Origin of the sequence: Phnomibacter sp., from assembly GCF_036803085.1 — a bacterium.
In the GTDB taxonomy this organism is placed as follows: Bacteria; Bacteroidota; Bacteroidia; order Chitinophagales; family Chitinophagaceae; genus Phnomibacter.
Genome location: NZ_DAIRUZ010000003.1, coordinates 236,791 through 255,114, shown reverse-complemented (window position 1 = coordinate 255,114; position 18,324 = coordinate 236,791). Strand labels below are relative to the sequence as shown.

15 protein-coding genes are annotated in these 18,324 nt (G+C 47.8%); 8 read left to right on the top strand and 7 right to left on the bottom strand.

All coding sequences use genetic code 11. The annotated features are described in order from the left end of the window. Positions 1–30: 30 nt before the first annotated feature. The 3 genes from V7Q13_RS08090 to V7Q13_RS08080 all read right to left on the bottom strand — a co-directional run bounded on the left by V7Q13_RS08090 (position 31) and on the right by V7Q13_RS08080 (position 2,561). Positions 31–564 (bottom strand): rod shape-determining protein MreD, encoded by a 534-nt coding sequence (locus tag V7Q13_RS08090; protein WP_333800176.1) that lies wholly within the window; start codon positions 562–564, stop codon positions 31–33. Positions 565–584: 20 nt separating this feature from the next. Next, positions 585–1,442, bottom strand: a complete 858-nt coding sequence (gene mreC, locus V7Q13_RS08085; RefSeq protein WP_333800175.1) for a rod shape-determining protein MreC — start codon at positions 1,440–1,442, stop codon at positions 585–587. A 93-nt stretch (positions 1,443–1,535) separates the two neighbouring features. After that, the gene (locus V7Q13_RS08080) at positions 1,536–2,561 is read right to left on the bottom strand and encodes a rod shape-determining protein (protein ID WP_333800174.1); all 1,026 of its coding nucleotides are present in this window, start codon (positions 2,559–2,561) and stop codon (positions 1,536–1,538) included. 372 nt (positions 2,562–2,933) lie between these two features. Between V7Q13_RS08080 and V7Q13_RS08075 the strand changes: the two genes are divergently transcribed. The 7 genes from V7Q13_RS08075 (at position 2,934) to V7Q13_RS08045 (ending at position 14,411) form a co-directional block, all read left to right on the top strand. Continuing rightward, positions 2,934–4,175, top strand: coding sequence for an ROK family protein (locus V7Q13_RS08075; protein WP_333800173.1), 1,242 nt, complete (start codon positions 2,934–2,936; stop codon positions 4,173–4,175). 37 nt (positions 4,176–4,212) lie between these two features. Further along, positions 4,213–7,344 (top strand): SusC/RagA family TonB-linked outer membrane protein, encoded by a 3,132-nt coding sequence (locus V7Q13_RS08070; protein ID WP_333800172.1) that lies wholly within the window; start codon positions 4,213–4,215, stop codon positions 7,342–7,344. Positions 7,345–7,366: 22 nt separating this feature from the next. After that, positions 7,367–9,274: a SusD/RagB family nutrient-binding outer membrane lipoprotein gene (locus V7Q13_RS08065; protein ID WP_333800171.1), complete on the top strand. Its 1,908-nt coding sequence runs from the start codon at positions 7,367–7,369 to the stop codon at positions 9,272–9,274. A 108-nt stretch (positions 9,275–9,382) separates the two neighbouring features. Then, positions 9,383–12,313 (top strand): GH92 family glycosyl hydrolase, encoded by a 2,931-nt coding sequence (locus tag V7Q13_RS08060; RefSeq protein ID WP_333800170.1) that lies wholly within the window; start codon positions 9,383–9,385, stop codon positions 12,311–12,313. A 133-nt stretch (positions 12,314–12,446) separates the two neighbouring features. Then, positions 12,447–13,298 carry an endonuclease/exonuclease/phosphatase family protein gene (locus tag V7Q13_RS08055; RefSeq protein ID WP_333800169.1) on the top strand — a complete coding sequence of 284 codons (852 nt, stop codon included), beginning with the start codon at positions 12,447–12,449 and terminating at the stop codon, positions 13,296–13,298. Between the two features lie 30 nt (positions 13,299–13,328). Further along, positions 13,329–14,039, top strand: a complete 711-nt coding sequence (locus V7Q13_RS08050; protein WP_333800168.1) for a peptidoglycan DD-metalloendopeptidase family protein — start codon at positions 13,329–13,331, stop codon at positions 14,037–14,039. A gap of 57 nt (positions 14,040–14,096) precedes the next feature. Then, the gene (locus V7Q13_RS08045) at positions 14,097–14,411 is read left to right on the top strand and encodes a hypothetical protein (RefSeq protein ID WP_333800167.1); all 315 of its coding nucleotides are present in this window, start codon (positions 14,097–14,099) and stop codon (positions 14,409–14,411) included. A 157-nt stretch (positions 14,412–14,568) separates the two neighbouring features. On the opposite strand, the gene V7Q13_RS08040 is transcribed toward V7Q13_RS08045, so the two are convergent. Then, complete coding sequence (locus tag V7Q13_RS08040; RefSeq protein WP_333800166.1) at positions 14,569–15,588, bottom strand: aldo/keto reductase; 1,020 nt, start codon at positions 15,586–15,588, stop codon at positions 14,569–14,571. Positions 15,589–15,686: 98 nt separating this feature from the next. Further along, positions 15,687–16,115 (bottom strand): MarR family winged helix-turn-helix transcriptional regulator, encoded by a 429-nt coding sequence (locus V7Q13_RS08035; RefSeq protein WP_333800165.1) that lies wholly within the window; start codon positions 16,113–16,115, stop codon positions 15,687–15,689. A gap of 114 nt (positions 16,116–16,229) precedes the next feature. Here V7Q13_RS08035 and ruvB point away from each other — a divergent pair, with 114 nt between their 5' ends. Beyond that, the gene (gene ruvB, locus V7Q13_RS08030; protein ID WP_157479894.1) at positions 16,230–17,264 is read left to right on the top strand and encodes a Holliday junction branch migration DNA helicase RuvB; all 1,035 of its coding nucleotides are present in this window, start codon (positions 16,230–16,232) and stop codon (positions 17,262–17,264) included. A gap of 3 nt (positions 17,265–17,267) precedes the next feature. Here ruvB and V7Q13_RS08025 read toward each other — a convergent pair whose 3' ends face one another. After that, positions 17,268–17,615, bottom strand: a complete 348-nt coding sequence (locus V7Q13_RS08025; protein ID WP_333800164.1) for a cupin domain-containing protein — start codon at positions 17,613–17,615, stop codon at positions 17,268–17,270. A gap of 57 nt (positions 17,616–17,672) precedes the next feature. After that, positions 17,673–18,293 (bottom strand): ABC transporter ATP-binding protein, encoded by a 621-nt coding sequence (locus tag V7Q13_RS08020; protein WP_333800163.1) that lies wholly within the window; start codon positions 18,291–18,293, stop codon positions 17,673–17,675. Between the last annotated feature and the right edge of the window lie 31 nt (positions 18,294–18,324).

The window sequence follows — 18,324 nt, the reverse complement described above, 5'->3', positions numbered from 1 at the left end:
ACAGGCTGTAAAAATTTTCCGCATAACCAATCAGCTGTTACTTCTCCGCTTTTTAATGGGGCGAAACAGCAGCTCGGCAATGAGGATGAGCAATAAACTAGCCAGTGTGGTAAAGAATACTTTTCCGATGAAATACAGGAAGCTGCCAAAACTCATCCACTCCAGCAGTACCAGCCAGCTGTGGTGAAAGAGGGTTAGCATCACTACAAATAAAATGTAAGTGGTAAGGCCCATGCTGCGTACACTGGGGCTGCTGCCGGTTTTGAGTTCTTTGGTTTCGCCGGGCAGCAATAGTTTAAGCAAAGGCGTACGCAAGTAGGCCAGCCACAAGCAGGCCGAGGCATGCAAGCCGGGAGTTTTGGTAAATAAATCGAGGGCAAAGCCGGTGATAAAACCGATAATCAGCATGCCAGAGCGGCTCACATTGAAGGGTAGCCAAATGAGGTACAAAAAGTACAGGTAAGGGGTTACAAACCGGTGAAGTGCGGGCATGTGGTTTAGCACCAGTGCCTGCACCAGTATAAAAAATGTAAAGCGGATGATTTGTTTAACCGGTTCGCTCATGTTGCGGGCCTTGTGGCGGGTTATTGTTGCTGTTGTTTGTTGATGCGTTGTTCAATGTCTCGCTGCTCTTTCAGAAAAAGATTTTCAATCACATCTACATAATCAACGCTATAAAAATTATTGCCGGGTTTTACCTGCAGTTTGTAGTTGTTGCCATCGGTTTCCTTTTCCACTTTGGCTATCGTGCCTACCATAAGGCCGGCAGGGTAGTTGAGCGAAATATTGCTGGTGAGTACAGTATCGCCCACTTTCAGGGCCGTACTTTTTGGTATGCCTTTCAGTTGCAACAGGCCAGGGTTTTTGCCATCCCATTCCAGCAGGCCTGTGTTGCGTCCGTTTTTCAGCATTACGCTGGTGATGCTTTTGCGGTGCAGCAGGCTGCGTACAATGGCCATGTTGTCGCTTACGTCGGTTACCACGCCCACAATACCGCCGGCACTTACCACGGCCATTTCTGGTGCTATGCCTTGCAGGCGGCCCCTTTCAATGGTAATGAAGTTGTTTTGACTGGCCACCGAGTTGTTGATGACAGCGGCGGTACGCCACAGATATTTTCTGATTACCCGGCTCGAGTCAACCATGGCGGTATCCAACCGCAGGGTGGCACTCGTATCAATACTGGTAAAGTTTTCGGCCAGCAAATTGCGCAGCCGGTTGTTTTCTTCTGCCAGGCGTTTGTTATTGTCGGCCAGGCTAAAGTAGGCCGCAATATTGCTGTAGCGTTTGTTGATGCTGCCGGTGGCATCATAAGCCCACTCCATGTATTTGGCCTGGTGGCTTTTGTTGTAGCTCACCAGCAAGGCAATACTGATAACCTGCAACAACAGGAACAGCAAGAATACCTGCAAGCGGCGGAGAAGAAGAAAAAAGTTACGCATGGAGTGTTATGCCAAAATAAAAAATTCCAAATTCCCAAACGGCGGTTGTGCAAGGCTGTTCACTGGAATTTGGAATTTTTGCTATGCTGCTTTTTATCGCATAATAAAAGGATACTTATCGTAGTGCTTAAGGGCAAGGCCGGTACCGCGTACCACACTCTTCAGCGGGTCTTCGGCAACATGTACGGGCAGTTTTATTTTGTTGCTCAGGCGCTTGTCGAGGCCACGCAGCATGGCACCACCACCGGTAAGGTAGAGGCCACGGCGATAGATGTCGGCAGCCAACTCAGGCGGGGTGGTTTCAAGGGCTTTCAAAATGGCTTCTTCAATTTTGAAGATGCTCTTATCCAGCGCCTCGGCTATTTCGGTATAGCTTACCATAATCTGCTTGGGAATGCCCGTTACCAGGTCACGACCATTTACAGGAATATCATCGGGCGGGCTGTCGAGGTCTTTCATGGCAGCACCAATCTGAATTTTAATTTGCTCGGCTGTACGCTCACCAATCAGCAGGCTGTGGTAGCGGCGCAGGGCTTCCATAATGTCGTACGTAAATTCATCGCCGGCAATACGAATGCTTTGGTCGCATACAATACCTGCGAGGGCTATTACGGTGATGCCGGTAGTACCGCCACCAATGTCGATAATCATGTTGCCCACGGGCTCTTCCACATCAATACCAATACCTAAGGCAGCGGCCATGGGTTCGTGAATGAGGTACACTTCTTTGGCACCGGCTTGCTCGGCGCTGTCACGAACGGCACGTTTTTCTACTTCGGTAATGCTGCTGGGAATGCAAATCATCATGCGCCAGCTGGGCGGAAACAACGGTTTTTTGGGATAGATTTTCTTGATCATTTCCCGAATCATGAGTTCAGCAGCGTTGAAGTCGGCAATTACACCATCTTTCAGCGGACGTACGGTACGGATGCTTTCATGCGTCTTTTCGTGCATGAGCAACGCTTTTTTGCCTACGGCCAGTACTTCTTTCGGATTGTTTCTATTAAGGGCAACGATGCTGGGTTCATTCACCACTACCTCATCGTTGTGGATGATGAGGGTGTTGGCGGTGCCCAGATCCATTGCAATTTCTTGCGTAAAAAAGTTGAAAATTCCCATGATGCTCCTCTGGAATCGAAATATTTAGAATGTTGGCAAAATTGCAGGAATAATGCGGATTAAACAAAGTAGACTATTGCCTGCCCCGGGCTGGTGTGGACAATATCCATGCCGAAGTACAGCAGCGGTATTTTGAGGCCCTTTCTTTTTTCTTTTTAACGCTTGTATCGCCCCCGGCCCTTGCAACCATGTTTTTCACTGCCATAGTGCTGGTTTTTCATGCCAGCCTTCCGCAACTGTCCGGCACCATCCGGCGCTTTATATTGAATTTCAGAAGCTTCGCTTTCTTAATAAAATTTATTTAACACTTCTTGTAAAAAATTAAAAAGTGCTGCTATCTTTATTTTCTCATTGCGAGATTACCTGCCTGCCATGCTTGAAAAGAAAGAGATATACAAACGCTCTATTGAGAAGTTTTTATACTTCAACAAAGAGATGTCCTGCGCTGACATGTGTGTGCAGCTCGACAAAAGCTTGCCGTTGGTAACCAAACTTGTAAATGAACTGATAGAAGAAGGCTTGGTAGTGGAAGCCGGTTTTGCGCAAAGCACCGGTGGCCGCCGTGCTCAAATGTTTCGCCTGCGTACCGATTTGATTTATGTAGTAGCGGTGGCCATGGACCAGCACGTAACCCGCATGGCTATTTTGGATGCCTCCAACCAGCTGATAGTACCCGAGGTAAAAGTGGAAATTCATTTGGCAGAAAATGCCAATGCACTGCAGGAGCTGACGCATCACTTACAGGCATTTGTGCAATCGTCAAATTTGCCGTTGGAAAAAATTGCCGGTATTGGTATTGGTATGCCGGGCTTTGTAGATGTGCACGAAGGTCGCAACCATTCTTTTTTGCCAGCTGGCAAGCAAAGTATTGTAGCTACCCTGCAGGCAGCCATTGGTTTGCCGGTAGTAATAGATAACGACTCCAGCCTGATTGCTCTTGCAGAGCAACGTTTCGGCGAAGCAAAAGATCAGCAGAATGCCATGGTGATAAACGTGAGCTGGGGTGTAGGATTGGGCTTGATTTTGAATGGTAAACTGTTTCGGGGCGATAACGGATTTGCAGGAGAGTTTAGCCATATACCCATGTTCACCAACAACAAGTTGTGCAGCTGTGGCAAAATGGGCTGTTTAGAAACAGAAGCTTCGATGGAAGTGATTGTAAACAAAGCATTGCAGGGCATTGCTAATGGTAGCCTTACCAGCATTAAAAACTTGAGCAAAGACCATTTGGAAGAAGCCTGTAATGCAGTGCTGCAGGCTGCTGGCAAAGGCGATCGTTTTGCGGTTGCTCTGGTAAGCGAAGTAGCGTATAATATTGGCCGTGGTGTGGCTATTCTCATACACCTGCTCAACCCTGGGCTGGTGGTACTAAGTGGCCGTGGAAGTATAGCTGGTAAGCTTTGGCTGGCACCCATACAACAAGCCATTAATGAAAACAGTATTCCCAAGCTGGCCGAAAACACAGTTATCAAAGTATCGGCACTGGGAAAAGAAGCACCCTTAATTGGCCCTGCCGCTTTGGTAATGGATCATTATGAAGAGCTGCAAAAAATAACTGCGAAAAAAACAGTAAAAATTGCCAAGACAGTATCAAAAAAAGTAGAGACAATTTAAATAACCCCGATTTGCTGAACAACCAAAATGAAAAATTATGAGAATGAAACCTCAGGCGTTATTATTTAGCCTGCTATTAGTGATGTGCTCCGCCATAGGGCTGGCGCAGCAAAAGCGAACCGTAAGCGGTTCGGTAAAAGATACAGATGGCCATGCAGTTGCACAGGCTTCTTATCTCATTAAAGGAACCAACGTGGGCGGTGTAACCGATGCCAACGGCCGGTTTTCTATTGCAGTGGATGGCAGCAATGCCGTACTGGTTTTTAGTTTTGTAGGTTTTACTACCGAAGAAGTAGCGGTGGGTACACAAACTACATTGACAGTGACGTTACAGCGCATTGATGCATCACTTAGCGATGTAGTGGTAACGGCCCTTGGTGTAAAACGCCAGAAAAAATCTTTGGGCTACGCTGTGCAGCAGGTGAAAGGTTCTACGCTGCTGGATGCCCGTGAACCCAACCTTACCAACGCTTTGAGTGGTGTGGTAGCTGGTTTGCAGGTTATCCGTTCCAGCAATGGCCCTGCCGGTTCTTCTAAAATTATTTTGCGTGGCAACAACTCGTTGACGGGTAGCAACCAACCACTGATTGTAGTGGATGGGGTACCTGTAGACAACTTTACCGGCGCCAGCAACAATGACTACTGGAACCCTTCATTGGACATGGGTAACGGTTTGGCCGACCTTAACGCTGATGATATCGAGAGCATTTCTGTGCTGAAAGGGCCATCAGCTGCGGCTTTGTATGGTACCCGTGCCGGTAATGGCGTTATTCTTATTTCTACCAAAACCGGTAAAAAGCAAGCTGGTTTGGGTATTACGCTTTCCTCTACATTGGGCTTCGAAAGCATTTTTACCAACCCCAAATTGCAGAAGGAATTTGGCCAAGGTTCGAATGGCATTTATGACCCGATTGGCGGTGCTAACTGGGGTCCCAAAATTGCTGGTCAGCAAGTAACCAACTGGGCCGGCGAAAAAGAAAACCTCCGCTCTTTTGATAACCTCAGCAATTTCTATCAGCAGGGTATTACACAAAACCACAACCTGTCTTTTCAGCAGCAGTACAAGTCTACTTCGGTGTATACTTCTTTCAACCGTTTTGAAGACCGCAGCATGATACCCGGTGCTAAGCTGACCCGTACTAACATTACTGGCAGAAGCGTTAGCAAGTTTGGTAAAGATGATAAATGGACTATTGATACCAAAGTACAATATTCACAAGCAGATGCCCGCAACCGCCCTATGGGTGGCAACAACTGGAACAACGCCTCTTCCATGTTGTACTCTTTCCCCAACACGGTTGACATTACCCGCTTTAAGGCTGGTAGCGATCAGTTTGGCAACATGATTTGGTATAACACTACCGGCAATCAGCTCAACCCTTACTGGGCAAAAAGCAACAACCTGAATAGCGACATCCGTGATCGTTTCATTATGACGGCTTCTTTGAAGTACAACATTACTGATTGGATGGATGTAGAACTGAAAGGTGGCTCTGATATGTACACCAACAACGGCGAAGCGAAAACTTACTCTGGTAGCCCTTTAACAACTACTGGTCGCTACAGTCTTGGTAAGTCTACCTTCAACGAAACCAACTATAGTGCTATGCTCAGTGCCCGCAAAAACAATTTGTTTGGCAAGTTGGGTGGTAATGCCAGCGTAGGTGGCAACCTGATGAAGCAAAAAGCTTCTGGCCTCAGCAGTAATGCCGGCGAATTGGAAGTGCCCAATTTGTTTAGCATCAACAACAGCAGAGGAACACCCGGTTTCTCTCAAAGCTTTAGCGAACGTCGCATCAATTCAGTTTACGGTACTGTTGGTGTAAACTGGGATAGTTATGTATTTCTGGATGCCACTTTCAGAAACGACTGGTCTTCTACTTTAAGCAAAGCCAACCGTTCTTTCTTCTATCCTTCAGTTAGCTTGTCGTATGTGTTTACCGACATGTTTGATAAGATGGGTGTTGATTTGCCCAAATGGCTTTCTTATGGTAAGCTGCGTGGTTCTTATGCTGCTGTGGGTAATGACTTGTCGCCTTATCAACTGTACAACGTGTACAGCATTGGCCGCGACCCCAATGGCAACACCACTGCCAGCCGCAATTCAATTTTGTTTGATGCCAACGTGAAAAACGAACTGATCAAATCTGTTGAAGCAGGTGCAGAACTTCGTTTCTTCGGCGGAAGATTTGGTGTCGATTTCAGCTACTATAAATCAAATGCTACCAACCAGTTGATTAACCTGCCTATGGACCCAACCAGTGGTTACAGTGCTCGTAAAATCAACGCTGGTGATATTCAGAACAAGGGTTTTGAAATTATGGTGGATGGTCAATTGTTGCAAAACAAAAACGGTTTCAACTGGAACATCAGTGCCAACTTTAGCCGCAACCGCAACCTTGTGAAGGACATTTACAGTGCAGGCAACGTAACCCAGTACCGCTTAGGTGGTTTTGACGACGTAGGTATCCTCGCTGTTCAAAATGCTTTGTATGGCGAAATCTACGGTAGCAAATTCTTGCGTGTAGAAGACAAAGGAAGCGCCAATTACGGTCAGCTCATTTTGAGCAGCACTGGTTTGCCTCAGCGTGGTGCACAAAACGTTCGTTTGGGCAACCAGCAAGCTACCGGCCTCATGGGTATTACCAACACATTTGGCTACAAAGGTTTGACTTTTGCCTTCCTGGTGGATGCCCGTTTTGGTGGTCAGATTTTCTCTGCCACACATGTATACCTGCAAGGCAATGGCTCTAGCAGTGTAACTGTGAAAGACGGCGACCGCAAAGACTTTGTAGTAGCTGGTGTAGTGCCTGATGGCAGCGGCGGTTACAAAGCCAATACCGTTTCAACAACGCCTCAGCTCTACTGGCAAGCCATTTCACAAACCGGCAATCTCGGTATTTCTGAAGCCAACTTGTACGATGCTACCAACATTCGTTTGCGTAACGTTCAGCTGAGTTATGATATTCCAAAATCATTCCTGGGCAAAAACTTTATTCAAAGAGCTAAAGTGGGTGTGTCTTGCAACAACGTGTGGATGATTAAGAGCCACATGAATGGCCTCGATCCTGAATCTGTGTTTGCAACGGGTACCAATGCTACTGGTTTCGAAAACGCCAGTCCTCCCACCAACCGCACTTTCTTAATCAACCTCAGCCTCAGTTTCTAACCGCTATCAAAACAGAAAACACATGAAAAGACCATTATATAAAGCAGGATTATTGGCGGCTACCATTGCGGTGTTTGCCTCCTGTAAAAAGTTTGATGACATCAACATCGACCCGCAAGCAGCCAATGCCGATCAGGTGCAGGTGGAATACTTCATCAACAACTCCATGATTGGTGCACAAATGGATCCGCATATTGCCGAACGTGTATTTGTGCTGTACTGGAAAACAGCCGGTCACCAGCAGGCATCTGGCGGTATCTCCTCCGGTGCTGCCAACGATGGCTGGAGCAGTGATTACTACAGCTACATATCTGGCTGGCTCAACTCTATCAACACCGGTATTCAGGTGGCGCAAGAAAAAATAGCAGCCGGTAATGTAAAACCATATACCAACAATCTGTTGCAGGTTGCCCGTATTTGGCGTGCCTATCTCATGAGTGAGCTTAGCGACAACTTCGGTCCTATTCCTATCAACGGTTTCCAAGGTGTAAACCCAGAGTTTGCTGATGTAAAAACAGTGTACTACTATTTGCTGAGCGAACTGTCTGATGCCAGTACCAAGTTGGATGTGAACATTTCTAATCCATCTAATTTGGCAAAGCAAGACCCAGCGTATGGATACAACTACAATTTGTGGAAGCGCTATGCCAACTCCATGCGGTTGCGTTTGGCCATGCGCCTGAGCGAAGTAGATGCTGCTAAAGCAAAGGCTGAATTTGAAGCTGCTGCAACTGGTATTTTGATTACCGATGCTGCTCAAATGTTTCAGGTGCAGGAAAAACCAGGTTGGGATGCCCTTACTGGTGTGATGAGCCGCGAATGGAATGCCCAAATGCTGCCTGTTGCTCTCGATAACATCATGTTTGGTTTGGGTGGTGTAAAATCTGCCGATCAGGTTGGTGCTGCCATGCAGGCTTCTATCAAGCCAGCTGGTTATGTAGGTAAAAAATTCGATCAACACTTATCGCAAAAAACCAACAACCCACGTGCCGGTTTCTGGTACGATGGATTGCCCAACAGCATCGATCCACGTGCCTACAAGGCTTTTGTGATTCCCGGAGATTTCAACAACCCTGCTTTTTGTGCCTATCCTTCATGGGATAATTCATCTAAAACAACTGTACGGAAATTGTTGGCTTCGCCATCAAACGCTGCAGATATTGATGTAGATGCAACGTATACCTGGAACTCTTACAATGCCGGCGACTGGGGTACTATTGGTGCCCGCAACCAGGTAAGAGGTTGGGCAGGTTCATATCCTCGTTTGGCATTGCAGTTCCGCAACAGCACCAGCAAGCGTGTATTCTTCGCACCATGGGAAACCTACTTCCTGCTGGCCGAAGCTGCTGAGCGTGGCTGGACAGTACCTATGAGTGCTAAAGTGGCCTACGAAGCAGGTATCGCTTCAAGCTTTGCTTACTGGGGTGTGAGCAACCATCTGGCTGCTTACCTCGCCTCTAACGATTACAATGCATTGGGTACTTCTGTAAACTATGATCACATTACTGAGCCAGGCGCATCACGTACCATGAGTTATGTAGATGGTTATACCAATACAGCTGGTACTGCAACCATTGCTTATCCCAGCAATACATTGTACAAAAATGGTGCTGTAAGAAACGATCGCCTTACGAAGATCATTACCCAGAAGTTTATTGCGCAAACACCATGGTTGCCATTGGAAGCATGGAACGACCACCGTCGTTTGGGCTTGCCTTTCATTGAAAACCCATGTATTGAGAACCCGCTGGTAACCATGCCTGCACTCAATAGCGGCAACTACATGACAAGCAACGTGAAGTTCTTCCCGCAGCGCCTCATCTATCCTTCTGGATTGAAGAACAGCAATGCCAATGGTTACACTCAGGCACTGCAGTTCCTGGGCGGCGCCGACGATGTGTTTACTTCATTGTGGTGGGCTAAGAAATAACACTGTTCAGCGTTAGTGATATTGACAAAATAAGCCTGCCATTTGGCGGGCTTATTTTTTGACTAAGACATAAAGATTTTTTTGCACTCATTTTTAGATTACAAAGCCATGAAGAGATTGAATTTAACCATGCTGGTTTGGATGTGTTGTTGGGCAATGGCATGGGCACAGCCGGTGAATTATGCCAAAATGGTAAACCCGTTTATTGGAACCGGTGGCCACGGCCATACTTATCCCGGTGCCAGCGTACCGTTTGGTATGATGCAGCTCAGCCCCGATACCCGATTGGAAGGATGGGATGGTTGTGGTGGTTATCATTACAGCGATTCGTTGATGTACGGTTTTTCGCATACACACCTCAGCGGTACCGGTGTGGCCGATTATTGCGATCTGTTGCTCATGCCTTTTACTGGTGCTGTGCAGTGGAAAAACAAAGACTACGCTTCTCCATTCCGGCATGCTACAGAAAAAGCCAATGCCGGTTATTACGAAGTGCAGTTAGACAAGCATAATATTCATGCAGCGGTTACTACCAGCGTTCGTTCGGGCATGCATCAATACCGTTTTCCGGCAGGTACTGCCACAGGCAAAGTGCTGATTGATTTGCAACACCGCGACGAAGTGTTGGAGTCTTCATTAGAAATCGTAAATGCGTATGAGTTACGGGGCATGCGCCGCAGCAAATCATGGGCTGCCGACCAGCATGTGTATTTCTACATCCGGTTCGAAAAACCAATTGCTTCGTATGGCATTGCCAACGATGATGTAGAACAAGCTGGTAAAAAAACAATGACAGGCAAAAACGTGAAAGCATGGTTATCGTTTGCATTGAATGGTGCCGAAACATTACGCCTGAAAGTGGGTATTTCTGGTGTAAGCATGGCCAATGCCAAACTCAACCTCGATACAGAAATCAAAGACTGGAATTTCAACGCCCTGCGGGCAAAAGCCGAAGCTGCCTGGAATAAAGAGTTGGGAAAAATTGCCGTGAAAGGTGGTACGAAAGATCAGCAAACCATTTTCTATACTGCCTTGTACCACACCATGCTGGCGCCGAATGTTTACACCGATGTAAACGGAGACTACAGGGGCACCGATTTGAAAGTGCATAAAGCCACGAACTTTACGAATTACTCCGTTTTCTCTTTGTGGGATACGCACCGGGCTTTGCATCCCTTACTCAGCATCATCGACCGCAAACGCACATTGGATTTTGTACAAACATTTTTGAAACAACACCAACATGGCGGCATGCTGCCAGTGTGGGAGCTGAGTGGCAACGAAACCTTTTGCATGATTGGCTACCACTCTGTACCGGTGATTGTAGATGCGTACAACAAAGGCATTAAAGGTTTTGATACACAACTGGCCTTACAAGCAATGACTGCTTATGCCGGTAGCAATCGCTTTGGTTTGGATGCCTACCGCAAGCATGGTTTTATTGGTAATGAAAAAGATCATGAGAGTGCTTCTAAAACGGTAGAATATGCTTACGATGATTGGTGCATTGCCGAATTTGCCAAAAGCATTGGCAACAAAGAAGTGTACAACGAATACTACCAACGGGCCCACTACTACCGCAATCTTTTTGACCCGACTTCCAAGCACATTCGGGGTAAAATGCAGGGCCTGTGGTACAATCCGTTTAAGCCCGGCGAAGTCAACAATTTCTTTACCGAAGGCAACTCCTGGCATTATTCTTTTTCTGCGCAGCAAGACATTAGCGGCCTTATTAAACTGCATGGCGGTGATGCCGAATTCTTGAAGCAACTCAACCTGATGTTTACCACCACCGAACCCATGAGTGGTCGTGATCAGGCCGATGTAACGGGTCTCATTGGCCAGTATGCACATGGCAACGAACCGAGCCATCACATTGCGTATTTGTTCAACTATGCAGGACAGGCCTGGCGTACACAAGAATTGATTCATCGCATTTGTACAGAATTCTACACCAACCAACCCGATGGATTGATTGGCAACGAAGACTGCGGTCAAATGAGTGCATGGTTTGTAATGAGTGCTATGGGTTTCTATCAGGTTACACCGGGTAGCAATCAGTATGCATTGGGTACGCCATTGTTCGATGAAGTAAAAGTGTCGTTGGAAAACGGAAAGCAATTTGTGATAAAAGCGAATGGCAGAACTACCAATAACTTTTATGTACAATCAGCAAAGTTGAATGGCAAGTCATACAGTCCCACATTCATTCGTCACAGCGATATTGCCAATGGTGGGGTGTTGGAAATGCAAATGAGCAGCCAGCCCAACCTGCAGCGTGGTGTGGCCATGCAAGATCGCCCGGCTACGCAGCTGAACGATGATGCGTTTGTAACTGTGCCTTCATTGGCTAACAACAGCAACAAATTTGCCGGCAGTACGCAGGTAGAATTTCAACCCGTAGCCAATGACGTTACTATTTACTACCGCATACGAAAAGCGGGTGAGCAAGGCGGCACCTATCAGCTTTACAAACAACCGTTTACCCTTACCGAAACCGTGGATGTTGATTTTTATGCGCAAAAGAATCAGGTAAAAAGCCGTGAAGTATCACAGCAGTTTTACCGCATTCCTGCCGATAAGGACATTACTGTTTTGAGCAAGGTAAATACCATGTATTCTGGTGGTGGTAATGGTATGCTCATTGATGGCATACTCGGTACAGAGCATTGGCGTGGCGGCGAGTGGCAGAGTTACTTCGACAGCAACTTTGAAGCCATTGTTGATTTACGTCAATCCAAGAACGTGAGTTTTGTGGGCGTACATGTGTTGCAAGATGTAAGCCCGTGGATTGTGTATCCTAAAGAAGTGCAGTTTGCCTACAGCAACGATGGCCAAAATTGGCAACCACTCACTACTGTAGCCAATAAAATTGATGCGACTGTAAAAGGCCCTGAAGTACAAACGCTGGGTGCCAATGTAACAGCTAATGCACGTTATGTAAAAGTAACTGTAGTAAACGGCGGCCTGCTGCCTGCCTGGCACGAAAGCGCCGGTAAACCTTCGCACCTGTTTATTGATGAAGTGATTGTGAAATAATGTGCTGCCTGAGCGAAAGGCCTGTTGACATTGTCAGCGGGCCTTTTTTGATGTTAAAAGCTTTTGCTGAAATCAGGCAACCATTACATTGCAACTTCTGGTAATAGATTTACGAATGCTGAAATTAGATTTCATGAAAAAACTGTGGGTGCTTTATGTAGGTATGATGATGACGGTTGCAGGAATGGCCCAGCAATTGTCGGTTGCTACTTTTAATATCCGTTTGGATGTAGCCAGCGACAGCCCGAACCACTGGAAAAACAGAAAAGAAAAAGTGGTGTCGCAGGTGTTGTTTCACCAGTGGGATGTGTTGGGAGTGCAGGAAGCGTTGCCCAATCAGGTAGCCGATTTAAAAGCCTTGCTGCCAACGTATGGCTTTACCGGTGTAGGCCGCGAAGACGGCGATAACAAAGGAGAATTTTCCGGCATCTTTTACAAAAAAGAAAAACTGGAACTATTGGCTTCCGAAACATTTTGGTTGAGCCTGACACCCACCGTGCCCGGTAGCAAAAGCTGGGATGCTGCCATTACCCGCATCGTTACCTGGGCTAAATTCAAGCACAAAAAGTCGGGTAAAATTTTCTATCATTTCAATACGCATTTCGATCACATAGGGCAGGAAGCCCGCCGGCAGAGTGCACACATGCTGTTGCAAAAAGTAAACAGCATTGCTGGCAATACAGCAGCCATCATCACCGGCGATTTTAATGCACAACCGAAAGATGAACCCATTCGCATCATCGTGGATGAAACCAATCCGTTGCACCTTACCGATGCGAAAGCCCTCAGCAAAAATGGCCATTACGGACCAGTGGGCACCTTCAATGGTTTTGGGCCAAAAGAAAAAGATGAGGCACCTATCGACTACATATTTATGAAAGGCAAATGGCAGGTATTGCAACACGCCACCATTTCACAAACATGGGGTGGCCGTTTTGCTTCCGATCATTTTGCGGTAATGGCTGTTGTAATGTTGGGTAAGTAACAGCGGAGATTTTCGAACAACAAATAACAAATGACAAATCAGGATTTTACATTGGAAGAATGGCTCCGCAAACACCAGGCGCAGTTTTATCCGTTGGTACCATTTGATGCAGCCGCCGACCGCTTGCTGGCTATGGATTTTACCGAAGCCAATGCTGCCCTTACTGCTGATGTGCTCAACAATACCTCAGCGTTTAGTGCCTATGTAACCGCACAGTTGCAAGCCGCAGGTGCCCGCTATGGCTATGGTGGCTATAATGAGCACCGAACCGTCTACAGCCGGTCGCCACACTTTAGCGATGCTGCTGGTGGTGAGCCACGCCGCCTGCACCTGGGCATGGATATTTGGGGGCCAGCCGGTACACCTGTGTATGCGCCGGTGAGTGGCATGGTGCACAGCTATGCGTACAACAACAATCCCAGCGATTATGGTGCCACAATCATCCTAAGTCACCAGCTGGATGGACGACAGTTTTATACGTTGTACGGCCACCTGAGCCTGGCCGATTTAACCCTTGCTAAAGAAGGGAATTACATAGTGGCCGGCCAATTGCTGGCGCATTTTGGCGAACCCCATGAAAATGGCAACTGGCCACCGCACCTGCATTTTCAGGTGATAGAAGATATTGGTTTGAATGAAGGTGATTACCCCGGCGTTTGCCGCTACAGCGAAAAAGAATTTTACCTGCGTAACTGCCCCAACCCCGATGCCATTATACAATGGCAACAATGGCTGGGCTAAAATTGGAGGCAATTGCCCAAAACATTAGGTTTGCACAAATTTTAAAGCATTCGCATTATGGCACACGAAGGACATACTTCTACTGGCTTTGGCAAAAACACCAACGGATTGGGTCTTTTCATTGTAGCTGCAGTACTGGTTTCATTTGTACTGGTAGCCTGGGGTTTATGGAACAAAGGCGCCGCAGAAGACAATTGGTACCGTTTTGAGCACAAAGAAGCTGCTGCCCATGGCGAACATGGCGCTGCCGCCGAAGGTCATGGTGCCGCTCCTGAAGCTGCGCATACCGCCGCGGCTACCGATAGCACAGCACATACCGATGCCACAGACAGCACTACACATGCTGCTGATACTACGCATGCTGCACATTAATTGAACCTCTTTGGTTGATAAAAACAGCGTCTGCTTCTTATTGGAGCAGACGCTGTTGCTTTTGTAGACATGCCCACGGAATAGTATTGATGCAAAAAAAGACTGTGCATCTGTGGCTAATCTTTTTCGCCACGAATGCACAGATTTAAATAAGTGATTATCGCTTTTCTACCTTGTTGTAAAAGCCACCGAAGTTGGCCAGCTTCACGCCATCTTCCTGGTAAAATTCACCGGGAAATCCGAGTTCAATTTTGCTGATGGCGTCCAAACGTTGCAGGTGTTCTTTGCTCAGCTGTAAGCCTATCACACCAAGGTTATCCTGCATTTGGCTCAGCTTGGTAGCACCCACAATGGGTATGGAAGAAAAACCTTGCTGCATGGTCCATGCCAGTGCTACCTGACCCGGAGTGGTGCCTGTTTCTTCAGCTATTGCCATCACTTCTTTGGTTATGGTAACGGCTTGTTCGTTTAGGCGTTTGCTGCTTTCTTTAATACGGCCAGGGTCGTTGCGTAAATACTTGCCCGTTAAGGCACCGCCGGCCAGTGGCGCCCAAGGTGTTACGGTAAGGCCAAAGTGCTTGGCCATGGGTATCAGGTCACGTTCGGGGGTGCGTTGCAGCAGGCTGTATTCTACCTGCAGGGCCACAAACTGACTCCAGCCCATCAGCTCTGCCATGGTTTGGCCTTTGGCCACCATCCATGCCGGTGTATCGCTGATGGCGATGTAGTTCACTTTTCCCTGACGCACTAAATCATCGAGGCCACGCAGCACTTCATCCATGGGGGTGAGGGCATCCCAAATGTGGAGGTACAGTACATCAATAAAATCGGTGTTGAGGCGCTTGAGGCTTTGCTCTACACTGCGCATCATGTTCTTGCGGTTGTTGCCACTGGCATTGGGGTTGGTCTGGTTGTCGTACAGGCTGTACTTGGTGGCCACTACCCAATAGTCGCGGTCACGTTGGTTGATAAACGCTCCCACAATTTCTTCACTCATACCATCCTGATAACGGTTGGCCGTATCCAAAAAATTGCCACCGGCATTGCCAAATGCTTCCATAATGCCGAAGCTGGCTTTTTGATCTACACCCCAGGGTGTGGCGGTGCCAAAACCCATGGTGCCGAGGCAGAGTTCACTTACTTTGAGGCCACTGCGGCCAAGGAGTTTGTATTGCATTGTCTTGTTTTAAACGAGTTCTTTTATACAGGCTGCTATCCGGATGTAACTGTTAATCAGTAGCCTATTTGTACATACAAATGGTAGCGTAAAAAAGATCACACCTTTAGTTTGTCGGTCATTTGGCAAATGCTGCTCACCAAAGCAGTGCTTTCACGGTCGCCCAATTGTGCAGCATAGCGTTCATGAAAATCTTGTCCGCAGGCCTTCAATGCCGGCAGCATGTCCTTGCCTTTGGGCGTAGGATATACATTGGTGATTTTGCCTTCTGTAGTACGTACCACCAGCTTTTTTTCTTCCAGCTTTTCTATCAGGCGGGTAATGGTGCTGGGGGTGAGCTGCAATTGCTCTACCAAAAAACTGGGTTGCACACCCGGCTCTTCTATCGCAATCATCAGCAGGTAGCCATGGCTGGGGCTGAGGCCAACAGGTGCCCAGCATTCGGTGGCCAGTTTTTCCACTTTGCGGCTGAGGGCACTGCTGGCAAAATACAGGCACTGGCTATATCGGCTATCGCATGCTTTCATGTAAAAAATTTGCTGCTTTGCAAAGGTAAAGCCTATTCATTTGTACATACAAACATTGGGATAAATATTTAGCACACCCTATTTGCCGAATGCTCACATTTGTAATTCCAAGTCATGAGCAATCCGAATTTGAATACCGATAGCAACAACCAGAATGCCGCAGAACGGGAGTTTGAAAACGCCATCCGGCCGGCAGCCATTGCGGAGTTTAGCGGCCAGCCACAGCTGATTGAAAACCTGGTGATTTTCATTAAAGCAGCTAAAATCCGCGGCGAGGCATTGGACCATGTGCTGTTTCATGGACCTCCCGGATTGGGTAAAACCACCCTCAGCCGCATTGTGGCCAATGAGTTGGGTGTAAGCATTAAAGAAACCAGCGGCCCGGTAATTGAAAAGCCCGGCGATTTGGCGGGTTTGCTCACCAGTCTGGAGCCCAACGATGTGTTGTTCATCGACGAAATTCATCGGCTGAGTACCGTGGTGGAGGAGTATCTCTACGCGGCCATGGAAGACTTTCGCATCGACATCATGATTGACAGCGGCCCCAGTGCCCGCAGCATCCAAATCAACCTCAATCCTTTTACGCTGATTGGGGCTACCACCCGCAGTGGTTTGCTAACGGCGCCATTGCTCAGCCGCTTTGGTATCAAAAGCCGGTTGGAGTATTACAACCACGATACGCTGCGCAAAATCATTTTACGGGCAGCGGGCATTTTACAAGTAGAAATCAGCGAAGATGCAGCTGGCGAAATCAGCCGCCGCAGCCGCGGTACACCCCGCATTGCCAATGGATTGCTGCGCCGGGTGCGAGATTTTGCACAGGTGCTCAACGATGGGCAAATAGACATCGGCATTACCCAGCATGCTCTCAAGGCACTGAATGTTGATGAGCATGGCCTCGATGAAATGGACAACCGCATTTTGCTCACCATCATCGATAAGTTTAAGGGCGGTCCCGTGGGCATCAACACCATTGCTACAGCGGTGGGTGAAGAAAGCGGCACCCTAGAAGAAGTGTACGAACCCTTTTTGATACAGGAAGGCTTTTTGCAACGTACCCCCCGCGGCCGCGAAGTAACGGCCAAGGCTTACAGCCACTTGGGCAGAAAACGACCCGGCAGTGCCGCCAGTGGATTTTTGTTTGAGTAACGCTTACAGGTTTATGCCGCCCAACTGTCGGTAATCTTCCCGTACCGGGGTGAAAATATCTACCAACACACAGTCGGTGATGGCTTCACCGCCATGCTCGGTGCCACCGGGGATATGGCAAAATTGCGTGGCATCCAGCACCTGTGTTTCTCCGGCAATGGTCATGACAAACTGCCCGCTGATAACGAACGACATTTGTGCATGCGGGTGCTGGTGCAGGGGCACTTTGTTGCCCGCCTCCACCGTAATCCAGTTGATGGTTTGCCCTTCGGTATGAATGAGCTTGCTGAAAAATCCGGGGGCTATTTCTTTGGTGTCGATGTTGCTGAAAGCATGGAAATGTTGGGGCATGATTCGCAAGTTTAATAGTTCACGAGTTTACGAGTTCACAAGTTGTATCGGCAACACTTACTTAAAATCCGCCATGCTGATGCGTTGCTGGCAAAAGGAAATTTCCTGTTCGTCGTTGCTGGCAATGAGTACCAGTTTATCGTGGGTGTATTGCTGCATCCATTGGTGGTACATCTCAATGCCCTTGGTGTCGAGGTTGCTGGTGGGCTCATCGAGCAGCAATACGGGGGCGGCACTCAATATGCTTTGCGCCAGTTTTACCCGCTGTTTCATACCGCTGCTGAAGGCCCGTATTTGTTTTTGCGTAGCAGCTTCCAGCCCCATGAGGGCAATGATGCTCTTGGCATCGAGGCCGGGCAGCCAGGGTTTGAAGCTGCCATGAAACTGCAGCATTTCCAGCAGGGTGAGTTCTTCAATAAGTTCGAGGTAAGGGGTGCAAAAACTCAGCAGCGGATATTGTTTTTCATCCGGCACAGGCTGGCCATTGTGTTGCCAGCTAATGCTGCCTTCGCTTTTTTCTACAGCGCCGCCTATTACCTGTAGCAATGTGCTTTTTCCCGAGCCATTGGCGCCTGTAATGGCTACGGGTGCATTACTCTGCAGCACGGCATTCACCTTCCTGAAAATCCAGTGGTGGTTGAAGCGTTTGCCCACTTGTTGAAGCGTAATCTGCATCATGGTTGTTGCAAAAAAATCCTCCGCGAAGGAG

Coding starts and splice junctions, on each gene's coding strand:
- V7Q13_RS08045 (WP_333800167.1), top strand. CDS start 14,097: ATGGCACACGAAGGACATACTTCTACTGGCTTTGGCAAAAACACCAAC.
- V7Q13_RS08075 (WP_333800173.1), top strand. CDS start 2,934: ATGCTTGAAAAGAAAGAGATATACAAACGCTCTATTGAGAAGTTTTTA.
- V7Q13_RS08090 (WP_333800176.1), bottom strand. CDS start 564: ATGAGCGAACCGGTTAAACAAATCATCCGCTTTACATTTTTTATACTG.
- V7Q13_RS08065 (WP_333800171.1), top strand. CDS start 7,367: ATGAAAAGACCATTATATAAAGCAGGATTATTGGCGGCTACCATTGCG.
- V7Q13_RS08050 (WP_333800168.1), top strand. CDS start 13,329: ATGACAAATCAGGATTTTACATTGGAAGAATGGCTCCGCAAACACCAG.
- V7Q13_RS08035 (WP_333800165.1), bottom strand. CDS start 16,115: ATGAAAGCATGCGATAGCCGATATAGCCAGTGCCTGTATTTTGCCAGC.
- mreC (WP_333800175.1), bottom strand. CDS start 1,442: ATGCGTAACTTTTTTCTTCTTCTCCGCCGCTTGCAGGTATTCTTGCTG.
- V7Q13_RS08080 (WP_333800174.1), bottom strand. CDS start 2,561: ATGGGAATTTTCAACTTTTTTACGCAAGAAATTGCAATGGATCTGGGC.
- V7Q13_RS08060 (WP_333800170.1), top strand. CDS start 9,383: ATGAAGAGATTGAATTTAACCATGCTGGTTTGGATGTGTTGTTGGGCA.
- V7Q13_RS08020 (WP_333800163.1), bottom strand. CDS start 18,293: ATGATGCAGATTACGCTTCAACAAGTGGGCAAACGCTTCAACCACCAC.
- V7Q13_RS08070 (WP_333800172.1), top strand. CDS start 4,213: ATGAGAATGAAACCTCAGGCGTTATTATTTAGCCTGCTATTAGTGATG.
- V7Q13_RS08055 (WP_333800169.1), top strand. CDS start 12,447: ATGAAAAAACTGTGGGTGCTTTATGTAGGTATGATGATGACGGTTGCA.
- V7Q13_RS08025 (WP_333800164.1), bottom strand. CDS start 17,615: ATGCCCCAACATTTCCATGCTTTCAGCAACATCGACACCAAAGAAATA.
- ruvB (WP_157479894.1), top strand. CDS start 16,230: ATGAGCAATCCGAATTTGAATACCGATAGCAACAACCAGAATGCCGCA.
- V7Q13_RS08040 (WP_333800166.1), bottom strand. CDS start 15,588: ATGCAATACAAACTCCTTGGCCGCAGTGGCCTCAAAGTAAGTGAACTC.